The organism is Streptomyces sp. NPDC048383 (genome assembly GCF_040651775.1).
Taxonomy (GTDB): Bacteria; Actinomycetota; Actinomycetes; order Streptomycetales; family Streptomycetaceae; genus Streptomyces.
The window spans coordinates 56,884-76,106 of sequence record NZ_JBEZKS010000010.1 but is presented as its reverse complement, the minus strand read 5'-3'; the positions used below and the strand labels follow the sequence as shown (position 1 = coordinate 76,106).

The following is a 19,223-nucleotide window of genomic DNA, read 5'->3' as shown; positions in this document are numbered from 1 at the left end:
GCGCGGAATGGATTCGTACCGTGGGCGGCACCCCCCGTATCCTGTGCCCCGTGACCGAGAACACGCAGACACCCAGCGCCCCCAACTCCGAATTGCCGACCCAGTACGCGCCGGCCGAGGTAGAGGGGAAGCTCTACGAGCGCTGGGTTGAGCGCGGTTACTTCGAGGCGGACGCCAAGAGCGAGAAGCCCCCGTACACGATCGTCATCCCGCCGCCGAACGTCACGGGCAGCCTGCACCTGGGGCACGCCTTCGAGCACACGCTGATCGACGCCCTGACCCGCCGCAAGCGCATGCAGGGCTTCGAGACCCTGTGGCAGCCCGGCATGGACCACGCCGGCATCGCGACGCAGAACGTCGTCGAGCGCGAGCTGGCCAAGGAGGGCAAGTCCCGGCACGACCTCGGCCGCGAGGCGTTCGTCGAGCGCGTCTGGCAGTGGAAGGGTGAGTCCGGCGGGCAGATCTCCGGCCAGATGCGTCGCCTCGGCGACGGCGTCGACTGGTCGCGCGAGCGCTTCACCATGGACGACGGCCTGTCCGAGGCAGTCCAGACGATCTTCAAGAAGCTCCATGACGACGAGCTGATCTACCGCGCCGAACGCATCATCAACTGGTGTCCGCGCTGCCTCACCGCGATCTCCGACATCGAGGTCGAGTACCAGGACGACGACGGCGAGCTGGTCTCCATCCGCTACGGCGAGGGCGACGACGCCATCGTCGTCGCGACGACCCGCGCCGAGACGATGCTCGGTGACACGGCCGTCGCCGTCCACCCCGAGGACGAGCGCTACAAGCACCTCGTCGGCACCGAGATCGAGTTGCCGCTGACCGGCCGCCGCATTCCGATCGTCGCCGACGAGCACGTCGACCCCGAGTTCGGCACCGGCGCCGTCAAGGTGACTCCGGCGCACGACCCCAACGACTTCGAGATCGGCCAGCGCCACGGCCTGCCGAACATCGCCGTCATGGACGAGCACGCCGTCATCACCGTCCACGGCCCGTTCCTGGGACTGGACCGCCTCGAAGCACGCTCCGCCATCGTCGCCGCGCTGCGCGCCGAGGGTCGGATCGTCGCCGAGAAGCGCCCGTACAGCCACTCCGTGGGCCACTGTTCGCGCTGCAAGACCACCATCGAGCCGCGCCTGTCGATGCAGTGGTGGGTCAAGGTCGCCCCGCTGGCGAAGGCGGCGGGCGACGCCGTCCGCGACGGCCGGGTCAAGATCCACCCGCAGGAGATGGAGAAGCGCTACTTCGACTGGGTCGACAACCTCCACGACTGGTGCATCTCGCGCCAGCTGTGGTGGGGTCACCGCATCCCGGTCTGGTACGGCCCGAACGGCGAGATCGTCTGCGTCGGACCGGACGAGCAGCCGCCGACGGGCGAGGGCTGGCACCAGGACACCGACGTCCTGGACACCTGGTTCTCCTCCGGCCTGTGGCCCTTCTCCACGCTCGGCTGGCCGCAGCAGACGGAGAGCCTGGCGAAGTTCTACCCGAACTCCGTCCTGGTCACCGGCTACGACATCCTCTTCTTCTGGGTCGCCCGGATGATGATGTTCGGCCTGTACGCGATGGACGGCACCCCGCCGTTCCACACCATCGCCCTGCACGGCATGGTCCGCGACCAGTTCGGCAAGAAGATGTCGAAGTCCTTCGGCAACGCCGTCAACCCGCTGGACTGGATGGACGAGTACGGCTCCGACGCCGTCCGCTTCACCCTGGCCCGCGGCGCCAACCCGGGCGTCGACGTTCCGATCGGCGAGGACTGGGTCCAGGCCTCCCGCAACTTCGCCAACAAGATCTGGAACGCCACCCGCTTCGCGCTGATGAACGGCGCGACCATCGAGGGCGAGCTGCCGGCCCCCGAGGAGATGTCGGCGACCGACCGTTGGATCCTGTCGCGGCTCAACAAGACCGTGGCCGAGGTCGACGCGTTCTACGACGACTACCAGTTCTCGAAGCTGTCGGACTCGCTCTACCACTTCGCGTGGGACGAGGTCTTCAGCTGGTACGTCGAGCTGTCGAAGACGACCTTCTTCGCGGGCGGCGAGCAGGCGAAGGTCTCCGGCCGGGTCCTGGGCGAGGTCCTCGACGTCATGCTGCGGCTCCTGCACCCGGTGGTCCCCTTCGTCACCGAGACGCTGTGGACCACGCTGACCGGCGGCGAGTCGCTCGTCATCGCCGACTGGCCGAAGGACAGCGGTTTCCGCGACGAGGCCGCCGAGGCCGAGATCGCGACCGTCCAGGCCGTGGTCACCGAGGTCCGTCGGTTCCGCAAGGAGCAGGGCCTCCAGGACGGGCAGAAGGTTCCGGCCCGTCTGGACCTGTCGGGTACCGCGCTCGCCGCGCACGAGGGTGCCATCCGGCAGTTGCTGCGCCTCCAGCCGGAGGGTGACGCGTTCAGCGCCACCGCGACGCTCCCGGTCGCCGGTGCCACCGTCGCGCTCGACCTGTCGGGCACCATCGACGTGGCCGCCGAGCGCAAGCGCCTCTCCAAGGACCTCGGCCTCGCGGAGAAGGAGAAGCAGCAGGCCGAGGCGAAGCTCGGGAACGAGGCGTTCATCGCCAAGGCCCCCGACAACGTCGTGGACAAGATCAAGGGCCGGCTGGCCAAGGCCGAGGCGGACATCGCCCGGATCCAGGCCCAGCTGGACGGGCTGCCCGCCGCGTAAGCACGGGTGAGGGGCCCCCGTACGGCTGTCCGGCCGTACGGGGGCCCTTCGCGTTTCCCGACCGCGCCCGACCGCGCTCTCCTCACAGCAGCCGGGTGCCGAACCGTTCCAGGACGAGGACGAGGGCGAGGACGAGGACGAGGGCGAGGACGGCGACGACCGCGTACGGGGTCACCGGGACCAGCCAGTGGGGGAGGGCGCGAGGGTCCGGAGCGCTCTCCCAGGGCGGAAGGTCGCGGGTGCGCGGGTCGAGCGGCCTTGTCGGGCGGCAACCGGAGTGCCGCATATCACTTCATATGCCCCCCGCGCGGCTCCGATCCCGGTACGCCGACCACGGATGATGGAGGGCATGCGCGTCAAGCCCGTCGCCCTCGCGGCGTACCACCGGGTCGCCGCCTCGGGCCGCCGGCGGGCCGAGTGCTGGGCGGCCTCGTCCCGGGCGTCGGACGTCCTCACGACGCTGAGTTGCCTGGCCCTGGTGGCGTTGGACCTGCCCGGTCTCGCCGCCGCCGACAACTCCCTGAACGGGTGGCTGGCCGCCCTCGTGCTGGCGGTGGGTTGCGCGAGCCTGCTGGTGCGGCGTCGGGCGCCCTGGGTGGCGTACGCGACGGCCCTGCTGTTCGTCGGTTGGCTGCACGAGCTGACCCTGATCCAGTTCGCGCTGTACTCGGTCGGCCGCTACCGGGGCCGACGGGCCGGGATCCTGGCCACCGTCGGCTACGTCGCCTTCGCGTTCGCGGTGTTCAGCATTCCGGGCTGGCCCGAGCCGCGGATCCAGACGCTGAGCTCCTTCCTCAGCCTCGTCGTGCCGATCGGGGTACTGGCCTCGGCCGTGGGCATCGCCGCCTACCGGCACGACCTGGTGCGGGAGCTGGAGGCCCGGCGGGCGGAGTCGGCGGTGCTCAACGCCGTCCAGCAGGAGCGGACCTCGGTCGCCCGGGACGTCCACGACTTCGTCGGGCGGGAGCTGACCCTGCTGACGGTGCGCTCCGAGGTGCTCTCGGTGCGGGCGCGCGGGACGGCGTACGCGAAGGACTTCGAGGAGCTCGCCGACACCGCGCGGAGGGCGCACCTGGTGCTGAACGAGATCATCGTGCAGCGCGGGGAGCGGGACGCGACCCCCGGCGTGGAGGGGCTCACCGCGCTGGCGCGGGAGAGCGACCGGGCGGGCTCGCCGGTCCGGCTGACGCTGGATCCGCAGGTGCACGGGCTGTCGCCGCTGCGGCAGGCGGCGGTGTACCGGGTGGTGCAGGAGTGCCTGACGAACGCGGCCAAGCACGCCCGCGGGGAGACCATCGAGGTGTCCATCGCCATGGACGGCCCGCTGCTGAGGATCGCCGTGAGCAACGGCCTCCCGGACGGGACGCCGGGCCGGGCCCCCGTCTCGGCGGGCTCCGGCACGGCGAGCATGTCCGAGCGCGTCGGCAGCCTGGGCGGCACCCTGACGGCGACCCGTACGGACGAGGCCTACCGGGTGGTGGCCACCCTGCCCCGCTCCTGACGGTGCGTTCCCGGCCCCGCGGGGTCAGCCCTTCGCCGGCGCGAGGAGGGCGCTCAGGGTGTCCAGGTCCTCGACGCAGCGGCCCGAGCCGAGGGCCACGCAGTCCAGCGGGTCGTCCGCGACGAAGACCGGGATGCCGGTCGCCGCGGCGATGCGCGGGTCCAGGCCGGGCAGGAGCGCGCCGCCGCCGGTGAGGACGATGCCGTGTTCCATGACGTCGCCGGAGAGTTCCGGGGGGCACTCCTCCAGGGTGGTGCGGACGGCCGCGATGATGGCCTCGATCGGTTCGTCGAGCGCCGCCCGGACGTCCTGGGCGGTGAGTTCCAGGGTCTTGGGCATGCCGCCCACCCGCTCGCGGCCGCGCACGGTGAAAGTGCGGGTCTCCAGTTCGGGCCGGTCCGGGACGGGCCCGGCGGAGCCGATGGCGACCTTGACGTCCTCGGCGGTGCGCTCGCCGATCAGGAGGGAGTGTTCCCTGCGGACGTGGTCGATGATCGCCGCGTCGAGCCGGTCGCCGCCGATCCGCAGGGACTGCGCGGTGACGATGCCGCCCAGCGAGATCACGGCCACCTCGGAGGTGCCGCCGCCGATGTCGACGACCATCGAGCCGCGGGCCTCGGCGACGGGGAGTCCCGCGCCGATGGCAGCGGCCATCGGTTCCTCGATGAGGTGGACGGACTTCGCGCCGGCCCGGGTGGAGGCGTTCACGATGGCCCGCCGCTCGACCGGCGTCACCCCCGAGGGCACGCAGATGACCATCCGGGTGCGCGGCCGGCGGCCCGGGACGGCCTTGCGCACGAAGTGCCGGAGCATCTCCTCGGCGGCCTCGTAGTCGCAGATCACCCCGCCCCGCAGGGGGCGGATCGCGGTGATGGAACCCGGGGTGCGGCCGATGGTCTCCTTGGCCTCCGTACCGACGGCGAGCGCCGTGGTCGTACCGGCCTTGACCGCCACCACGGACGGCTCATTGAGGACGATCCCGTGGCCCCGGGCGTAGACGAGGGTGTTGGCGGTCCTGAGGTCGATTCCTATGTCGCGGCTGGAAGCGGTCTTTTTGGTGCTGGCCTGCGGCATTTGTTCCCCAATCTCCTGTCCGCAAGGCTTGCATAACGATCCGGTCGCGTTCCCCGCCGAAGGTCCCGAAACGGCCGGGCCGAAAGTCCTCGGGGCCCCCGTCCGTAGACTGGGGTCCGTGAGTGACCAGCAGCCCGAGAGCCCCGACCGAGACAACACCGTCGACGCGTTCGACCAGATCGTGGCGGAGGAGTCCGACCGCGACCCCGACCTGGCGGTGATCGAGGCCGGCAGCCGCACCCTGCGCGCGCAGGCCGGAGCACCGCAGGGCGACCCCGTGCCGTCCCGCCCCGAGGACCCCGAGGTGGCGAAGGCGCTGCTGGAGGTGGAGCAGGAGCTGGCGACCCGCTGGGGCGAGACCAAGCTGGAGCCCTCCGTCAGTCGGATCTCCGCGCTGATGGACGTCCTGGGCGAGCCGCAGCGCGCGTACCCGTCGATCCACCTGACCGGCACCAACGGCAAGACCAGCACCGCCCGCATGATCGAGGCCCTGCTGAACGCCTTCGAGCTGCGCACGGGCCGCTACACCAGCCCGCACGTGCAGTCCGTCACCGAGCGGATCAGCCTGGACGGCGCCCCGATCAGCGCCGAGCGCTTCATCGAGACGTACCACGACGTGAAGCCGTACGTGGAGATGGTGGACGCCGCCGAGGAGTACCGGCTGTCCTTCTTCGAGGTGCTCACGGGCATGGCGTACGCGGCCTTCGCGGACGCGCCCGTGGACGTGGCCGTCGTCGAGGTCGGCATGGGCGGCAGCTGGGACGCGACGAACGTCATCGACGGCACGGTCGCGGTGGTCACCCCGATCAGCCTCGACCACACCGACCGGCTCGGCACGACGCCCGGTGAGATCGCCCAGGAGAAGGGCGGCATCATCAAGCAGGACGCGACGGTCATCCTGGCGCAGCAGCCGGTGGACGCGGCGCAGGTGCTGCTGAAGAAGGCCGTCGAGGTCGACGCGACGGTGGCCCGCGAGGGCATGGAGTTCGGCGTCGTCTCCCGCGAGGTGGCGGTCGGCGGCCAGATGCTGACCCTGCGCGGGGTGGGCGGCGAGTACGACGGCATCTTCCTGCCGCTGTACGGCGCCCACATGGCGCACAACGCGGCCGTCGCCCTGGCGGCCGTCGAGGCGTTCTTCGGGATCGGCGGGGAGCACGCCCGCGAGCTCGACGGGGACACCGTGCGGAAGGCGTTCGCCTCGGTGACCTCGCCGGGCCGCATGGAGGTGGTGCGCCGCAGTCCGACCGTGGTGTTGGACGCCGCGCACAACCCGGCCGGGGCGCGGGTCACGGCCGAGGCGGTCACCGAGGCGTTCGGCTTCAGCCGGCTCATCGGGGTCGTGGCGGCGAGCGAGGGCAAGGACGTCAAGGGGGTGCTGGAGGCCTTCGAGCCGATCTTCGCGGAGGTCGTCGTCACGGAGAACACCAGCCACCGGGCGATGGGCGCGGACGAGCTGGCGGCCGTCGCCGTCGAGGTCTTCGGCGCCGACCGGGTGCAGGTCGAGCCGCGGCTCGACGACGCGCTGGAGGCCGCCGTCACCCTGGCGGAGGAAGAGGCCGAGTACGGAGGGGCCGGGGTCCTGGTGACCGGTTCCGTGATCACGGTGGGCGAGGCCCGCCTGCTGTTCAAGAGAGGCTGAGGGATCGATGCGCACGCTCTGCGCGAGCACGCTGATCGGTGAGTTCTTCATCGTCGGCTTCGCGGGCCTGGTGGCCATGAAGAACCCGGACCTGACCCAGGCCCAGGTGTGGACGGTCTGCGGCGTGACGATGCTGCTGTCGGTGCTGTTGTGCGGGATGCTCTCGCGCCCGGGCGCCGTACAGCTGGGCTGGGCGCTCCAGGTCGGGCTGATCGCGAGCGGTTTCGTGGTGCCGACGATGTTCTTCCTGGGCGCGGTGTTCGCCGCCCTGTGGTGGTGCTCGGTGCACTACGGCCGGCGGATCGACGCCGTCAAGGCCCGCTGGGCCGCGCAGGCGGAAGCGGCAGCTCCTGACGCTGCGTGACGGTTCACCGTGACGGCCCTGTAGATTCGCCCTACCGCACCCGTATGCCGCAAGGAGTTCCCACATGACCCAGCGCACGCTCGTCCTGCTCAAGCCCGACGCCGTCCGCCGCGGCCTGATCGGCGAGATCGTCGGCCGCATCGAGCGCAAGGCCGGTTGGACCATCCCCGCGCTGGAGCTGCGCACGCTGGACGCGCAGACGCTGGAGACCCACTACGGCGAGCACCGGGGCAAGCCCTTCTACGAGCCGCTCATAAGCTTCATGTCGAGCGGTCCCGTCGTCGCCCTGGTGGTCGAAGGGGAACGCGTCATCGAGGGCGTCCGGCAGCTGGCCGGACCCACCGACCCGATCGCCGCCGCGCCCGGCTCCATCCGGGGTGACTTCGGCAGCATCACCCGGGAGAACCTGATCCACGCGTCGGATTCCGAGGAGTCCGCGGAGCGGGAACTGAAGCTGTTCTTCCCCGCGCTCTGATTAGTCCTTACTGACGAGACATCAGCCGAATAGCGCTCATGACCTGGGGCGACCGAAGTAATTTCGGTCGCCCTTCGGTATAGCCGGGCCCTTCGGGGAACGCATGGGCAGGACGCGACGTCACCACTAAGGGGACGGGTATCCGTTCCGGCGGGATTGCCGGAGTCCCGTCGCGCGGTGTCCGCACTTGCGGCACTACGATGGGGCCTCCACCCACACACCCACCTCGCCGACCTGACAGCAGCCGCTATCAACTGGAAGGCCAGACGCTCCTCATGGGGAACAAGGGGAACACTATGTCGTTCATCGGCCGTGACATGGCGATCGACCTCGGGACCGCCAACACGCTGGTGTACGTGAGGGGCCGGGGAATCGTCCTGAACGAGCCGTCCGTGGTCGCCATCAACACGAACACCGGTGGCATCCTGGCGGTCGGCTCCGAGGCGAAGAAGATGATCGGGCGGACGCCCGGCAACATCGTCGCCGTACGGCCCCTCAAGGACGGCGTGATCGCCGACTTCGAGATCACCGAGCGGATGCTCCGGTACTTCATCCTCAAGATCCACAAGCGCCGCTACCTGGCCCGCCCGCGCGTGGTGGTCTGCGTGCCCTCCGGCATCACGGGAGTGGAGCGGCGCGCCGTCATCGAGGCGTCCACGCAGGCCGGCGCCCGCCAGGTGCACATCATCGAGGAGCCCATGGCCGCCGCCATCGGCGCGGGCCTGCCCGTCCACGAGGCCACCGGAAACATGGTCGTGGACATCGGCGGCGGCACCACCGAGGTCGCCGTCATCTCCCTCGGCGGAATCGTCACGGCACAGTCCATCCGGGTCGCCGGTGACGAGCTGGACAACGCGATCATCCAGCACATCAAGAAGGAGTACTCGCTCCTCCTCGGCGAGCGCACCGCCGAACAGATCAAGATCACGATCGGGTCGGCGTACGACCTCGACAAGGACGAGCACACCGAGATCCGCGGTCGCGACCTCGTCTCGGGCCTGCCCAAGACCGTGGTCATCTCCGCGGCCGAGGTGCGCAAGGCCATCGAGGAGCCGGTCAACGCCATCGTCGACGCGGTCAAGACGACCCTCGACAAGTGCCCGCCGGAACTCTCCGGCGACATCATGGACCGCGGCATCGTGCTGACCGGAGGCGGCGCCCTGCTGCGCGGCCTCGACGAGCGGCTGCGCCGCGAGACGGGCATGCCGATCCACATCGCGGAGGATCCGCTCGACTCCGTCGCACTCGGCTCCGGCAAGTGCGTGGAGGAGTTCGAAGCCCTCCAGCAGGTCCTGGACGCCCAGCCCCGACGATGAGCGGATCCCCGTCGAAGGGGCAAGCGGAACACAAGGATCCGCCGTACGGGTGCTAGCGCGCCGGTGCGGCGGATCGTTGATATACAGGCACAGTCCGGTCGGAGTCCCGGCTCCACCGGAGCGGCTCCGCCGCACGGTATCTACGAGGAAGGCACGGCCGCCGCACGTGAGGGACACACGAGAGAGCCGGCTGCTCCTGGTGCTTCTGATCGCCATCGCGTTCGCATTGATCACGGTGGACATCAGAGCGGGTGAGGAGTCCCCGGTCGACGGTGCCCGGCAGGCCGCCGCGGCGGTCTTCGGCCCGGTGGAAAAGGGCGTCGCGACCGCGGTGGACCCGGTCGCCCACGCCATAGGGGCGGTACGCGACTCCGGTGAGCGCCACAACCGGATCGCCACGCTCGAACGCGAGAACAGCATGATGAAGGCGAAGCTCGGCAGCGAGGACCAGAACCGCAGCCGGATCCGCGAACTCGACGAGATGCTCAAGCGGGCCGGCGCCGGCCAGTACGGCATCAAGGGCGCCGAGGTCATCGCCATAGGAGCGGCCCAGGGCTTCTCCTGGACCGTCACCATCGACGCCGGCAGCAAGGACGGCATCGAGCGCGACATGACCGTCCTCAACGGCGACGGCCTCGTCGGCCGGGTCGCCACCGTCGGCCCCGACACCTCCACCGTCGTCCTGGCCAACGACCCCGACTTCACCGTCGGAACGCGGCTGGAGAAGACCAACGAACTCGGCTTCGCCACCGGGCAGGGCGACCGGGCGCTGTCCGTCCAGATGCTCAACGGCAAGGCCAAGGTGAGCCCGGGCGACCGGCTCGTCACCTTCGGCTCGCGCGGGAACAAGCCCTTCGTTCCCGGCGTCCCGATCGGCGAGGTCGTCAAGGTAGACCCCTCGCGCGGCGACCTGACCCGGACCGTGTGGATCCGCCCGTACGTGGGCTTCTCCCGTCTGGACATCGTCGGCGTCGTCGTCATGCCCCCGCGCGAGGACCCCCGCGACACCGTCCTGCCGCCCAAGCCCGAGGCCCCCAAGCCGACCCCGACCGTCACGGTCACCGTCACCCCGTCCGCCGGCGTGTCCGGCAAGCCGGCCGACGAGTAGGAGCTGACCGTCATGCGCTTCAACCGGATCCTGCTCTCGGCCACCCTCATCGTGGTAGCCCTCGTCGTCCAGGTCTGCGTGCTCGGCCGGCTCCAACTGCCGGGGGCGGTACCCGACCTCGTGCTGCTGACCGTCGTCGCCCTCGCCCTGGTCTACGGGCACCTCAGCGGTGCCCTCATCGGCTTCGGCGCCGGACTGCTCACCGACCTGGCGCCGCCCGCCGACCACGCCGCCGGGCGCTACGCGCTCGTGCTGTGCCTGATCGGCTACCTCGTCGGCCTGGTCCGGCCCGACAACGGACGGTTCCGCTCGGCCTGGGGGCCGATGCTCACCGTCGTCGCCGCCGCCATCGGCTCGACCCTGCTGTACGCCGGCGTGGGCGCCCTCGTCGGCGACACCGCCGCCCGGCACGTGGGCCTGACCGGGCTGGTGTTCACCGCCACCCTCTACGACCTGCTCCTCGCGCCCTTCACGGTGCCGTTCATCATGGCCCTGGCCCGGCGCGCCGAGAACGACCCGATGGCGGTCGAAGCGGGCGGCGGACCGCCCCAGGGCAACGACGTGTCCAGCGGCTGGCTCGCCGGCGGCACCGGACTGCGCATCGGCAGCCAGCGCGGCGGCCTGCGCCTGAAGACCGCACGGGGCCGTGCCAACCGGGCCGGCCGCATAAAGGGCGTCAAGGCAGTGAAGAGCGTGAAGAGCGTCAAGAAACTGTGAGACGGGAGCGGACGTGAGCAACATCCCCGAGACCGGCCGCACCTCACGGGTGCGGATCCGCCTGGTCATCATCCAGGTGCTCGTCCTCTCCATGTTCGTCACCCTCGGCGGACGCCTGTGGTACCTCCAGATCCGCAACGGCGAGGAGTACTACCACGAGGCGAAGAGCAACCACGTCCAGCGGGTCGTGCAGCCCGCCGTGCGCGGCTCCATCCTCGACGCCCGCGGCGTCGCCCTCGCCGACAACGAGACCCGCCTGGTCGTCTCCGCCAGCCGCACCCGACTGATGAAGATGAAGGACCGGGGCAAGGCCGTCATGACCCGCCTCGCCGGCGTCCTGGACATGACCCCCAAGGAGGTCATGGACAAGGTCAGGCTCTGCGACTCCGAGACCCCCAAGCCCTGCTGGAACGGCTCCCCGTACCAGCCGATCCCGGTCACCCTCGAAGCCACCACGCAGCAGGCACTGCAACTGCGCGAACGCCCCGAGGACTTCCCCGGCATCACCGCGGAACCCACCGCCGTCCGCCGCTACCCCGCCCCCGGCGGGACCCGTACCGCGCAGGTCCTCGGCTACCTCTCGCCCGTCACCGACGTGGAGATCCAGAAGGCCAAGGACACCGACTCGCCCCACCTGCGCTCCGACCAGGTCGGCCGCTCCGGCATCGAGCGGACCTACGACACGCAGCTGCGGGGCAAGGCGGAGGTCACCTCGTACGAGGTGGACAACCTCGGCCGCGTCATGGGTCAGACCAAGTCCGACCCGGGCGTCCCCGGGGCCACGCTCGTCACCAGCATCGACGCGCGGGTCCAGTCCGTCGCCGAGTTCGAACTCCAAGCGGCGATGAAGACCGTCCGCAACGAGACCGACAACATCACCGGCCGCAAGTACGAGGCCGACTCGGGCGCCGTCGTCGTCATGGAGACCAAGACCGGCCGCATCGTGGCGATGGCCTCCCAGCCCGACTACGACCCCAACGCCTGGGTCGGCGGCATCTCCGGCACCGACTACGCCCGGCTCACCAGCAAGAGCTCCAACTACCCGCTGCTCAACCGGGCCATCCAGGGCCAGGCCCCCGCCGGCTCCATCTTCAAGGTGGTCTCGGCGAGCGCGGCCGTACGGGCCGGCTACGCCTTCGACAGCAGGTACAACTGCAGCAGCTCCTACAGCCTGGGCGGCCGCAGCTTCGCGAACTTCGAGTCCAAGGGCCACGGCCCCATCAGCCTCGGGGACGCCCTCAAGTTCTCCTGCAACACCGTCTTCTACGCCCTCGGCCACAAGGAATGGCAGCGCGACGGCGGCCTCAAGCCCAAGAAGGACGCCCACGACTGGTTCTACCGGACCGCCCGCGAGTTCGGGCTCGGCTCGGAGACCGGCGTCGACCTGCCGAACGAGGTCACCGGCCGGATCCCCGACCGCCGCTGGAAGAAGAACTTCTGGACGGCCAACAAGGACTCCTGGTGCAAGCAGGGCAAGAAGGGCGGCACCTACGTCCAGCAGATCGCCTACGAGAACTGCCTGGAGGGCAACCAGCTCAAGGCGTTCGACAGCATCAACTTCGCCATCGGCCAGGGCGACGTCCTCGTCACCCCCATCCAGATGGCCACCGCCTACGCCGCCATCAGCAACGGCGGCACCCTCTACAACCCCACCGTCGGCAAGGCCGTGATCAGCCCCGACGGCAAGCGCGTCGACATGATCAAGCCCGCCTCCCACGGCCGGCTGCCCATCGACGCCAAGACGATCAACGACCTGGACAAGGGCCTGCGCTCCGTCGTCGCGCCCGGCGGCACCGCCGCCTGGCGGTTCGGCGGCTGGCCCCTCGACAAGATCCCGATGCGGGCCAAGACCGGCACCGCCCAGGTCTACGGCAAGCAGACCACCTCCTGGCTCGCGACCTACACCGACGACTTCACCATCGTCATGACGATCTCCCAGGGCGGCACCGGCTCCGGCGCCTCCGGGCCCGCCGTCCGCAACATCTACAACGCCATGTACGGGCTCGACATGGCCGGCAACCAGGACCCGAAGCGGGCCCTGCTGCCGAAGCCGCAGGCCCAACTCCCCAGGGTCAACCCGGACGGCTCCATCGAGGCCCCCGAGATCAAGCCCTACGTGCCGCCGTCCCCGGAGGAGCTGGCACCGCCCGCACTCGCCGGGCCCCCCGCCGCACCCCCCAAGCACCAGGACTGAGGACCGAGGACCGCACGACATGCAGACCCCCAACAAGTTCTCCGTCTCCCGGTACGCGCCCGAGCGCGGGACGGTGGCCAAGCTCACCGCCCGCGACTCCGTCGTACGCCGGCTCGACTGGCCGATACTCCTCTCCGCCCTCGCCCTGTCCTTCATCGGCTCCCTGCTGGTGTGGTCCGCCACCCGCAACCGGACCCAGCTGAACCAGGGTGACCCGTACTACTTCCTGTTCCGGCACGCCATGAACACCGGCATCGGCCTCCTGCTGATGATCGGCACCATCTGGCTCGGACACCGCACCCTGCGCGGCGCCGTACCGGTCCTGTACGGGCTCTCGCTGGTCCTGATCATCGCGGTGCTCACCCCGCTGGGCGCCACCATCAACGGCGCCCACGCGTGGATCGTCATCGGCGGCGGCTTCTCGCTCCAGCCCTCCGAGTTCGTGAAGATCACGATCATCCTGGGCATGGCGATGCTGCTCGCGGCGCGGGTGGACGCGGGCGACCTCGCCCACCCCGACCACCGCACCGTCGTCAAGGCGCTGTGTCTGGCCGCCGCCCCGATGGGCATCGTCATGCTGATGCCCGACCTCGGCTCCGTCATGGTGATGGTCGTCATCGTGCTCGGCGTCCTGCTCGGCTCCGGCGCGTCCAACCGCTGGGTGCTCGGCCTGATCGGCTCCGGCGCCGGCGGGGCGATCCTGATCTGGCAGCTCGGCGTCCTCGACGAGTACCAGATCAACCGCTTCGCCGCCTTCGCCAACCCCGAACTCGACCCGGCGGGCGTCGGTTACAACACCAACCAGGCCCGCATCGCGATCGGCTCCGGCGGACTGACCGGCTCCGGCCTCTTCAAGGGCTCCCAGACCACCGGCCAGTTCGTGCCCGAGCAGCAGACCGACTTCGTCTTCACGGTCGCGGGGGAGGAGCTGGGCTTCCTCGGAGCCGGAGTGATCCTCGTCCTGATCGGCATCGTGCTGTGGCGGGCCTGCATGATCGCCCGCGAGACCACCGAGCTGTACGGGACGATCGTCTGCGCCGGGATCATCGCCTGGTTCGCCTTCCAGTCCTTCGAGAACATCGGCATGACCCTCGGCATCATGCCGGTGGCCGGCCTGCCGCTGCCCTTCGTGTCCTACGGCGGATCCTCGATGTTCGCCGTGTGGATAGCGGTGGGCCTGCTCCAATCCATCCGGGTGCAACGGCCCCTGTCCGCCTGACGGCGGACGGGGCCGAACGGGGACCGACAGCGGGTCCGCGGGCGGGTCGGGACCACCCCGGCCCGCCCGCGGTGCGTCGTGGCGCCCTCCCGCCGCGACCCGAACCGGTCTAGATTCGGTTCATGGCGGACAGCAAGCGTGAGATCGAGCGGAAATTCGAGTTCGCGCCCGGCAAGGCCGGGAAACCCGCGAAGGACGACCGCCCCCGCAAGGGCGCGAAACCGGGCAAGCGCGCGAAATCCGGGGCGGACCCGGCCCGCGTCCCCGACCTGACCGGCACCGCCGGGATCGCGCGGACCCGCGGCCGCGGCACCGTCCTGCTCGACGCCGTCTACTACGACACCCCCGACCGCCGGCTCGCCGCCGGCGGGGTGACCCTGCGGCGCAGAACGGGCGGCGAGGACGCCGGCTGGCACCTCAAACTGCCCGTCTCCCCGGGAGTCCGCGACGAGGTCCACGCCCCGCTCGCCGCGTCCGAGGACCCCGATCGGGACTCCGACTCCGTACCCGGCGCCCTCGCCGCCCTCGTACGCTCCCGGATCCGGCGACAGCCCCTGGAACCGCAGGTCCGACTGGTCTCCTCCCGCGACCTGACCCACCTGCTCGACGCCGACGGCCACCTGCTCGCCGAACTGTCCACCGACGCCGTCCTCGCCGAGCGGGGCGCCGCCACCGCCGAATGGACCGAGGTCGAGGTCGAACTCGCCGACGGGACGGACCCCGCCCTGCTGGACGCCGTCGAGAAGACCTTCCACGCAGCCGGCCTCAAGGTCTCCGACGCCCCCTCGAAACTGGCCCGCGCCCTCGCCGACACCGGCGCCGCGCCGCCCGCCCCGCCCGGCACCGGGCCCGCCGACGGATCGGCCGGCGCGCACGTGCTCGCGTACCTGCGCGAGCAGCGCGACATCCTCGTGGCGCAGGACCCCGCCGTCCGCCGCGACCTCCCCGACTCCGTGCACCAGATGCGCGTCGCCACCCGCCGACTGCGCAGCGCCTTCAAGAGCCACCGCAAGGTCCTGGACCGCGAGGTCACCGACCCCATCGCCGAGCAACTGCGCCGGCTGGCCGCCGAACTCGGCGTCGACCGCGACCAGGAGGTCCTCGCGCGGCGGCTGCGCGAGCGGCTCGACGAGGTCCCCGCCGAGCTGCGGCTCGGCCCCGTCGCCGACCGGCTGCGGACCTGGGACACCGCCCGCCGCCAGGCCTCCCGCGGCAAGGCCCTGGCCGCGCTCGACAGCGCCTGGTACCTGGCCCTGCTGGACTCCCTCGACGCCGTGCTCGCCGACCCGCCGCTGCTCAAGGCCGCCGCCCGGCCCGCCGAAAGCGTCCTGCCGAAGGGCCTGCTGCACGACGACGAGCGCCTCGCGGAGCGCGTCGAGCAGGCCCTGGCGATGGAGCCGGGAGCCGACCGCGACGTGGCCCTGCACGGCGCCCGCAAGGCCGCCAAACGGGCCCGGTACGCGGCCGACGCCGCCCGCTCCGCGCTCGGCAAACCGGCGAAGCGGATGTCGAAGGCCGCCAAGTCCGTACAGACCCTGCTCGGCGACCACCAGGACAGCGTGGTGTCCCGCGAGGCGCTGCGCGGCATCGCCGAGGAGGCGGTCGGCGCGAGCGAGGCGTCCTTCACGTGGGGTCTGCTGTACGCCCGCGAGGAGGCGTTCGCCGAACGCCTCGAACGGGAACTCCCGGACGTCTGGGACCGGGCGCGCGACCCGGAACTGAGGTCCGCCCTCACGTGATCATGTGGGCGGGGGCCGGCGGCCCTCGGGGTACGCTTGAGAGTCGCCCCCTGCCCGCTTCACGAAAGTCGCGTGATGTCCGAGTCGGTCTTCCCACAGCTCGAAGCTCTGCTCCCGCATGTGCAGAAGCCCATCCAGTACGTCGGCGGTGAGCTCAACTCCACGGTGAAGCCGTGGGAGAGCGCGGACGTCCGCTGGGCGCTCATGTACCCGGACGCGTACGAGGTCGGGCTGCCCAACCAGGGCGTCATGATCCTCTACGAGGTGCTGAACGAGCGGGAGGGCGTCCTCGCGGAGCGCACCTACTCCGTGTGGCCGGACCTCGAAGAACTGATGCGCGAGCACAAGGTGCCGCAGTTCACCGTGGACAGCCACCGCCCGGTCGGCTCCTTCGACGTCTTCGGACTGTCGTTCTCCACCGAACTCGGTTACACCAACATGCTGACGGCCCTGGACCTCGCGGGCATCCCGCTGGAGGCCAGGAACCGCACGATCGACCACCCGATCGTCCTCGCGGGCGGCCACGCGGCCTTCAACCCCGAGCCGATCGCGGAGTTCATCGACTGCGCCGTCATCGGCGACGGCGAACAGGCCGTCCTCGACATGACCGAGATCATCCGCGCCTGGAAGGCCGAGGGCCGCCCCGGCGGTCGCGAGGAGGTCCTGCTCCGCCTCGCCAAGACCGGCGGCGTGTACGTCCCGGGCTTCTACGACGTCGAGTACCTGCCGGACGGCCGCATCGGCCGTGTCGTGCCGAACCGCTCCGGCGTGCCGTGGCGCGTGTCCAAGCACACCGTCATGGACCTCGACGAATGGCCGTACCCCAAGCAGCCCCTGGTCCCGCTCGCCGAGACCGTCCACGAGCGGATGTCCGTGGAGATCTTCCGCGGCTGCACCCGCGGCTGCCGCTTCTGCCAGGCCGGCATGATCACGCGCCCCGTACGGGAGCGAAGCATCACCGGCATCGGCGAAATGGTGGAGAAGGGCCTGAAGGCGACCGGCTTCGAGGAGGTCGGCCTGCTCTCGCTGTCCTCCGCCGACCACACCGAGATCGCCGACATCGCCAAGGGCCTCGCGGACCGCTACGCGGACGACAAGGTGGGCCTGTCCCTCCCGTCGACCCGCGTGGACGCCTTCAACGTGGACCTCGCCAACGAGCTGACCCGCAACGGCCGCCGCTCGGGCCTCACCTTCGCCCCCGAGGGCGGCTCCGAGCGCATGCGCAAGGTCATCAACAAGATGGTCTCGGAAGAGGACCTGATCCGCACCGTCGCCACCGCGTACGGCAACGGCTGGCGCCAGGTGAAGCTGTACTTCATGGTCGGCCTGCCGACCGAGACCGACGAGGACGTCCTCCAGATCGGCGACATGGCGGTCAACGTCATCGCCAAGGGCCGCGAGGTCTCCGGCCAGAACGACATCCGCTGCACGGTGTCCATCGGCGGGTTCGTGCCCAAGCCGCACACCCCGTTCCAGTGGGCGCCGCAGCTGTCGGCCGAGGAGACGGACGCCCGTCTCGGCAAGCTCCGCGACAAGCTGCGCGGCGACAAGAAGTACGGCCGCTCCATCGGCTTCCGCTACCACGACGGCAAGCCCGGCATCGTCGAGGGCCTGCTCTCGCGCGGCGACCGCCGCATCGGCGACGTCATCCGCGCCGTGTACGAGTCCGGCGGCCGCTTCGACGGCTGGCGCGAACACTTCTCGTACGACCGTTGGATGCAGGCCGCCGAGAAGGCGCTGCCCGCGTACGGCGTGGACGTGGCCTGGTACACGACCCGCGAACGCACCTACGAGGAGGTCCTGCCCTGGGACCACCTGGACTCCGGTCTCGACAAGGACTGGCTCTGGGAGGACTGGCAGGACGCCCTCGACGAGACCGAGGTCGAGGACTGCCGCTGGACCCCGTGCTTCGACTGCGGCGTTTGTCCGCAGATGGACACCCAGATCCAGATCGGCCCGACCGGCCAGAAGCTTCTGCCGCTGTCGGTCGTGAAGTGACCTCCGGCCGACCCGGCCGCTGAAGCTCCGGACGTGCCCCTCGCCGAAATCGGTGGGGGGCACGTCCGCGTTCGGTGCCCCTCCCGGGGAACCGGGGAGGTCACGGGCGCGTACTGTGGGTAGTACGAAAGCCGCAGGCAACGCGCCCGCTCCCGAGATCTCCCTGCGCAGGACGCAGGGGTGAGCCGGAGGCAGGGCGTGGCCGGCAGGCCCCACAGACACTCCGGGCGACGTGCGAGCCGCGCCGCCCCGCACAAGGAGAAGAACCACTGGGCAAGCGACAGCCCGAAGGCCCGCCTCCCGCACCGGTGGTGCAGCGCATTCGACTGCGTTACACCAAGCGTGGCCGCCTCCGGTTCACCAGCCACCGAGACTTCCAACGAGCCTTCGAGCGGGCCCTGCGCCGCGCCGAGGTCCCCATGGCGTACTCGGCCGGCTTCACCCCGCACCCCCGCGTCTCGTACGCGAACGCCGCGCCGACCGGTACCGGCAGTGAGGCGGAATACCTGGAGATCGCCCTCGCGGCCCCCCGGGACCCCGAGAAGCTCCGCGCCCTGCTCGACGAGTCCATGCCCACCGGGCTCGACATCATCGACGCCGTCGAAGCCCGCTCCTCGGGCCTCGCCGACCGGCTGACGGCCTCCGTGTGGGAACTGCGCCTGGAGGGCGTCGAGCCCGCGGACGCGGAGCGCGCCGTCACCACCTTCCTCGCGGCCGAGGCCGTGGAGGTCCAGCGCCGCACCAAGAACGGCGTGCGGACCTTCGACACCCGCGGGGCCGTGGTCAGCCTCGAAGCACTTCCGGCTGAGGCTGATAGGCCGCTGGACCAAGCTTGTGCGATACTGCGGCTGGTTGTTCGGCACTTGACACCTGCCGTGCGACCCGACGACGTCCTGTCCGGTCTCCACGCTGTGGCCGACCTCGCGCCGCCGGTCCCCGCAGCGGTGACCAGGCTGGCGCAGGGGCTCTTCGACGAGGAGTCCGGCACGGTGACCGACCCGCTCGCGCCCGACCGCGAGGCCGTCACGGCCGCCCTACCCACGGCCGCCGTAACGACCGACGCGAAGGCGCCGGAAGGTCCCGCCGCGTAGGGATCGTCGTTGTCGCGCCGCCCTGGCACTCGGGAGCCACCTGGGTCGGGCAGCGCATTGACCTAAAAGACTTCCGCCAGGCCGTACGGACAACACGTACGGAACCGGCGGCCATG

15 protein-coding genes are annotated in these 19,223 nt (G+C 70.7%); 13 read left to right on the top strand and 2 right to left on the bottom strand.

Going from position 1 to position 19,223, the window contains the following annotated elements:
* The first annotated feature begins 50 nt into the window (after positions 1 to 50).
* Positions 51 to 2,672 carry a valine--tRNA ligase gene (locus AB0D46_RS10030; RefSeq protein WP_362876809.1) on the top strand — a complete coding sequence of 874 codons (2,622 nt, stop codon included), beginning with the start codon at positions 51 to 53 and terminating at the stop codon, positions 2,670 to 2,672.
* An 82-nt stretch (positions 2,673 to 2,754) separates the two neighbouring features.
* Here AB0D46_RS10030 and AB0D46_RS10025 read toward each other — a convergent pair whose 3' ends face one another.
* Positions 2,755 to 2,958, bottom strand: a complete 204-nt coding sequence (locus AB0D46_RS10025; protein WP_362876808.1) for a hypothetical protein — start codon at positions 2,956 to 2,958, stop codon at positions 2,755 to 2,757.
* A gap of 63 nt (positions 2,959 to 3,021) precedes the next feature.
* On the opposite strand from AB0D46_RS10025, the gene AB0D46_RS10020 reads away from it, so the two are divergent.
* Positions 3,022 to 4,173, top strand: coding sequence for a histidine kinase (locus AB0D46_RS10020; RefSeq protein ID WP_362876807.1), 1,152 nt, complete (start codon positions 3,022 to 3,024; stop codon positions 4,171 to 4,173).
* Between the two features lie 24 nt (positions 4,174 to 4,197).
* Here AB0D46_RS10020 and AB0D46_RS10015 read toward each other — a convergent pair whose 3' ends face one another.
* A complete protein-coding gene (locus tag AB0D46_RS10015; RefSeq protein WP_362876806.1) occupies positions 4,198 to 5,247 on the bottom strand; it encodes a rod shape-determining protein in 1,050 nt (349 codons plus the stop codon).
* Positions 5,248 to 5,365: 118 nt separating this feature from the next.
* Between AB0D46_RS10015 and AB0D46_RS10010 the strand changes: the two genes are divergently transcribed.
* From AB0D46_RS10010 to AB0D46_RS09960, 11 genes are all read left to right on the top strand, one after another.
* Positions 5,366 to 6,886, top strand: a complete 1,521-nt coding sequence (locus AB0D46_RS10010) for a folylpolyglutamate synthase/dihydrofolate synthase family protein (RefSeq protein ID WP_362876805.1) — start codon at positions 5,366 to 5,368, stop codon at positions 6,884 to 6,886.
* A gap of 7 nt (positions 6,887 to 6,893) precedes the next feature.
* Complete coding sequence (locus tag AB0D46_RS10005; RefSeq protein ID WP_362876804.1) at positions 6,894 to 7,250, top strand: DUF4233 domain-containing protein; 357 nt, start codon at positions 6,894 to 6,896, stop codon at positions 7,248 to 7,250.
* Between the two features lie 64 nt (positions 7,251 to 7,314).
* The gene (gene ndk, locus AB0D46_RS10000) at positions 7,315 to 7,725 is read left to right on the top strand and encodes a nucleoside-diphosphate kinase (RefSeq protein ID WP_362876803.1); all 411 of its coding nucleotides are present in this window, start codon (positions 7,315 to 7,317) and stop codon (positions 7,723 to 7,725) included.
* A gap of 296 nt (positions 7,726 to 8,021) precedes the next feature.
* On the top strand, positions 8,022 to 9,041 hold the full coding sequence (locus AB0D46_RS09995) for a rod shape-determining protein (RefSeq protein WP_069923827.1): 1,020 nt from the start codon (positions 8,022 to 8,024) through the stop codon (positions 9,039 to 9,041).
* Between the two features lie 166 nt (positions 9,042 to 9,207).
* Positions 9,208 to 10,149 (top strand): rod shape-determining protein MreC, encoded by a 942-nt coding sequence (gene mreC / locus AB0D46_RS09990; protein ID WP_362876802.1) that lies wholly within the window; start codon positions 9,208 to 9,210, stop codon positions 10,147 to 10,149.
* Positions 10,150 to 10,161: 12 nt separating this feature from the next.
* The gene (mreD, locus tag AB0D46_RS09985) at positions 10,162 to 10,866 is read left to right on the top strand and encodes a rod shape-determining protein MreD (RefSeq protein ID WP_281209717.1); all 705 of its coding nucleotides are present in this window, start codon (positions 10,162 to 10,164) and stop codon (positions 10,864 to 10,866) included.
* Between the two features lie 13 nt (positions 10,867 to 10,879).
* Complete coding sequence (gene mrdA, locus AB0D46_RS09980) at positions 10,880 to 13,060, top strand: penicillin-binding protein 2 (protein WP_362876801.1); 2,181 nt, start codon at positions 10,880 to 10,882, stop codon at positions 13,058 to 13,060.
* A gap of 19 nt (positions 13,061 to 13,079) precedes the next feature.
* Positions 13,080 to 14,279, top strand: coding sequence for a rod shape-determining protein RodA (rodA, locus tag AB0D46_RS09975; protein ID WP_362876800.1), 1,200 nt, complete (start codon positions 13,080 to 13,082; stop codon positions 14,277 to 14,279).
* Between the two features lie 122 nt (positions 14,280 to 14,401).
* The gene (locus AB0D46_RS09970) at positions 14,402 to 16,018 is read left to right on the top strand and encodes a CYTH and CHAD domain-containing protein (protein WP_362876799.1); all 1,617 of its coding nucleotides are present in this window, start codon (positions 14,402 to 14,404) and stop codon (positions 16,016 to 16,018) included.
* Between the two features lie 72 nt (positions 16,019 to 16,090).
* On the top strand, positions 16,091 to 18,016 hold the full coding sequence (locus AB0D46_RS09965) for a TIGR03960 family B12-binding radical SAM protein (protein ID WP_362876798.1): 1,926 nt from the start codon (positions 16,091 to 16,093) through the stop codon (positions 18,014 to 18,016).
* A 311-nt stretch (positions 18,017 to 18,327) separates the two neighbouring features.
* Complete coding sequence (locus tag AB0D46_RS09960; protein WP_362876797.1) at positions 18,328 to 19,107, top strand: TIGR03936 family radical SAM-associated protein; 780 nt, start codon at positions 18,328 to 18,330, stop codon at positions 19,105 to 19,107.
* Positions 19,108 to 19,223 lie beyond the last annotated feature (116 nt).

What these genes read in the sequence shown, in the direction of transcription:
- AB0D46_RS10025 (WP_362876808.1), bottom strand. Translation starts at nt 2,958, where the DNA reads ATGCGGCACTCCGGTTGCCGCCCGACAAGGCCGCTCGACCCGCGCACC.
- AB0D46_RS10020 (WP_362876807.1), top strand. Translation starts at nt 3,022, where the DNA reads ATGCGCGTCAAGCCCGTCGCCCTCGCGGCGTACCACCGGGTCGCCGCC.
- AB0D46_RS10015 (WP_362876806.1), bottom strand. Translation starts at nt 5,247, where the DNA reads ATGCCGCAGGCCAGCACCAAAAAGACCGCTTCCAGCCGCGACATAGGA.
- AB0D46_RS10005 (WP_362876804.1), top strand. Translation starts at nt 6,894, where the DNA reads ATGCGCACGCTCTGCGCGAGCACGCTGATCGGTGAGTTCTTCATCGTC.
- ndk (WP_362876803.1), top strand. Translation starts at nt 7,315, where the DNA reads ATGACCCAGCGCACGCTCGTCCTGCTCAAGCCCGACGCCGTCCGCCGC.
- AB0D46_RS09995 (WP_069923827.1), top strand. Translation starts at nt 8,022, where the DNA reads ATGTCGTTCATCGGCCGTGACATGGCGATCGACCTCGGGACCGCCAAC.
- mreD (WP_281209717.1), top strand. Translation starts at nt 10,162, where the DNA reads ATGCGCTTCAACCGGATCCTGCTCTCGGCCACCCTCATCGTGGTAGCC.
- rodA (WP_362876800.1), top strand. Translation starts at nt 13,080, where the DNA reads ATGCAGACCCCCAACAAGTTCTCCGTCTCCCGGTACGCGCCCGAGCGC.
- AB0D46_RS09970 (WP_362876799.1), top strand. Translation starts at nt 14,402, where the DNA reads ATGGCGGACAGCAAGCGTGAGATCGAGCGGAAATTCGAGTTCGCGCCC.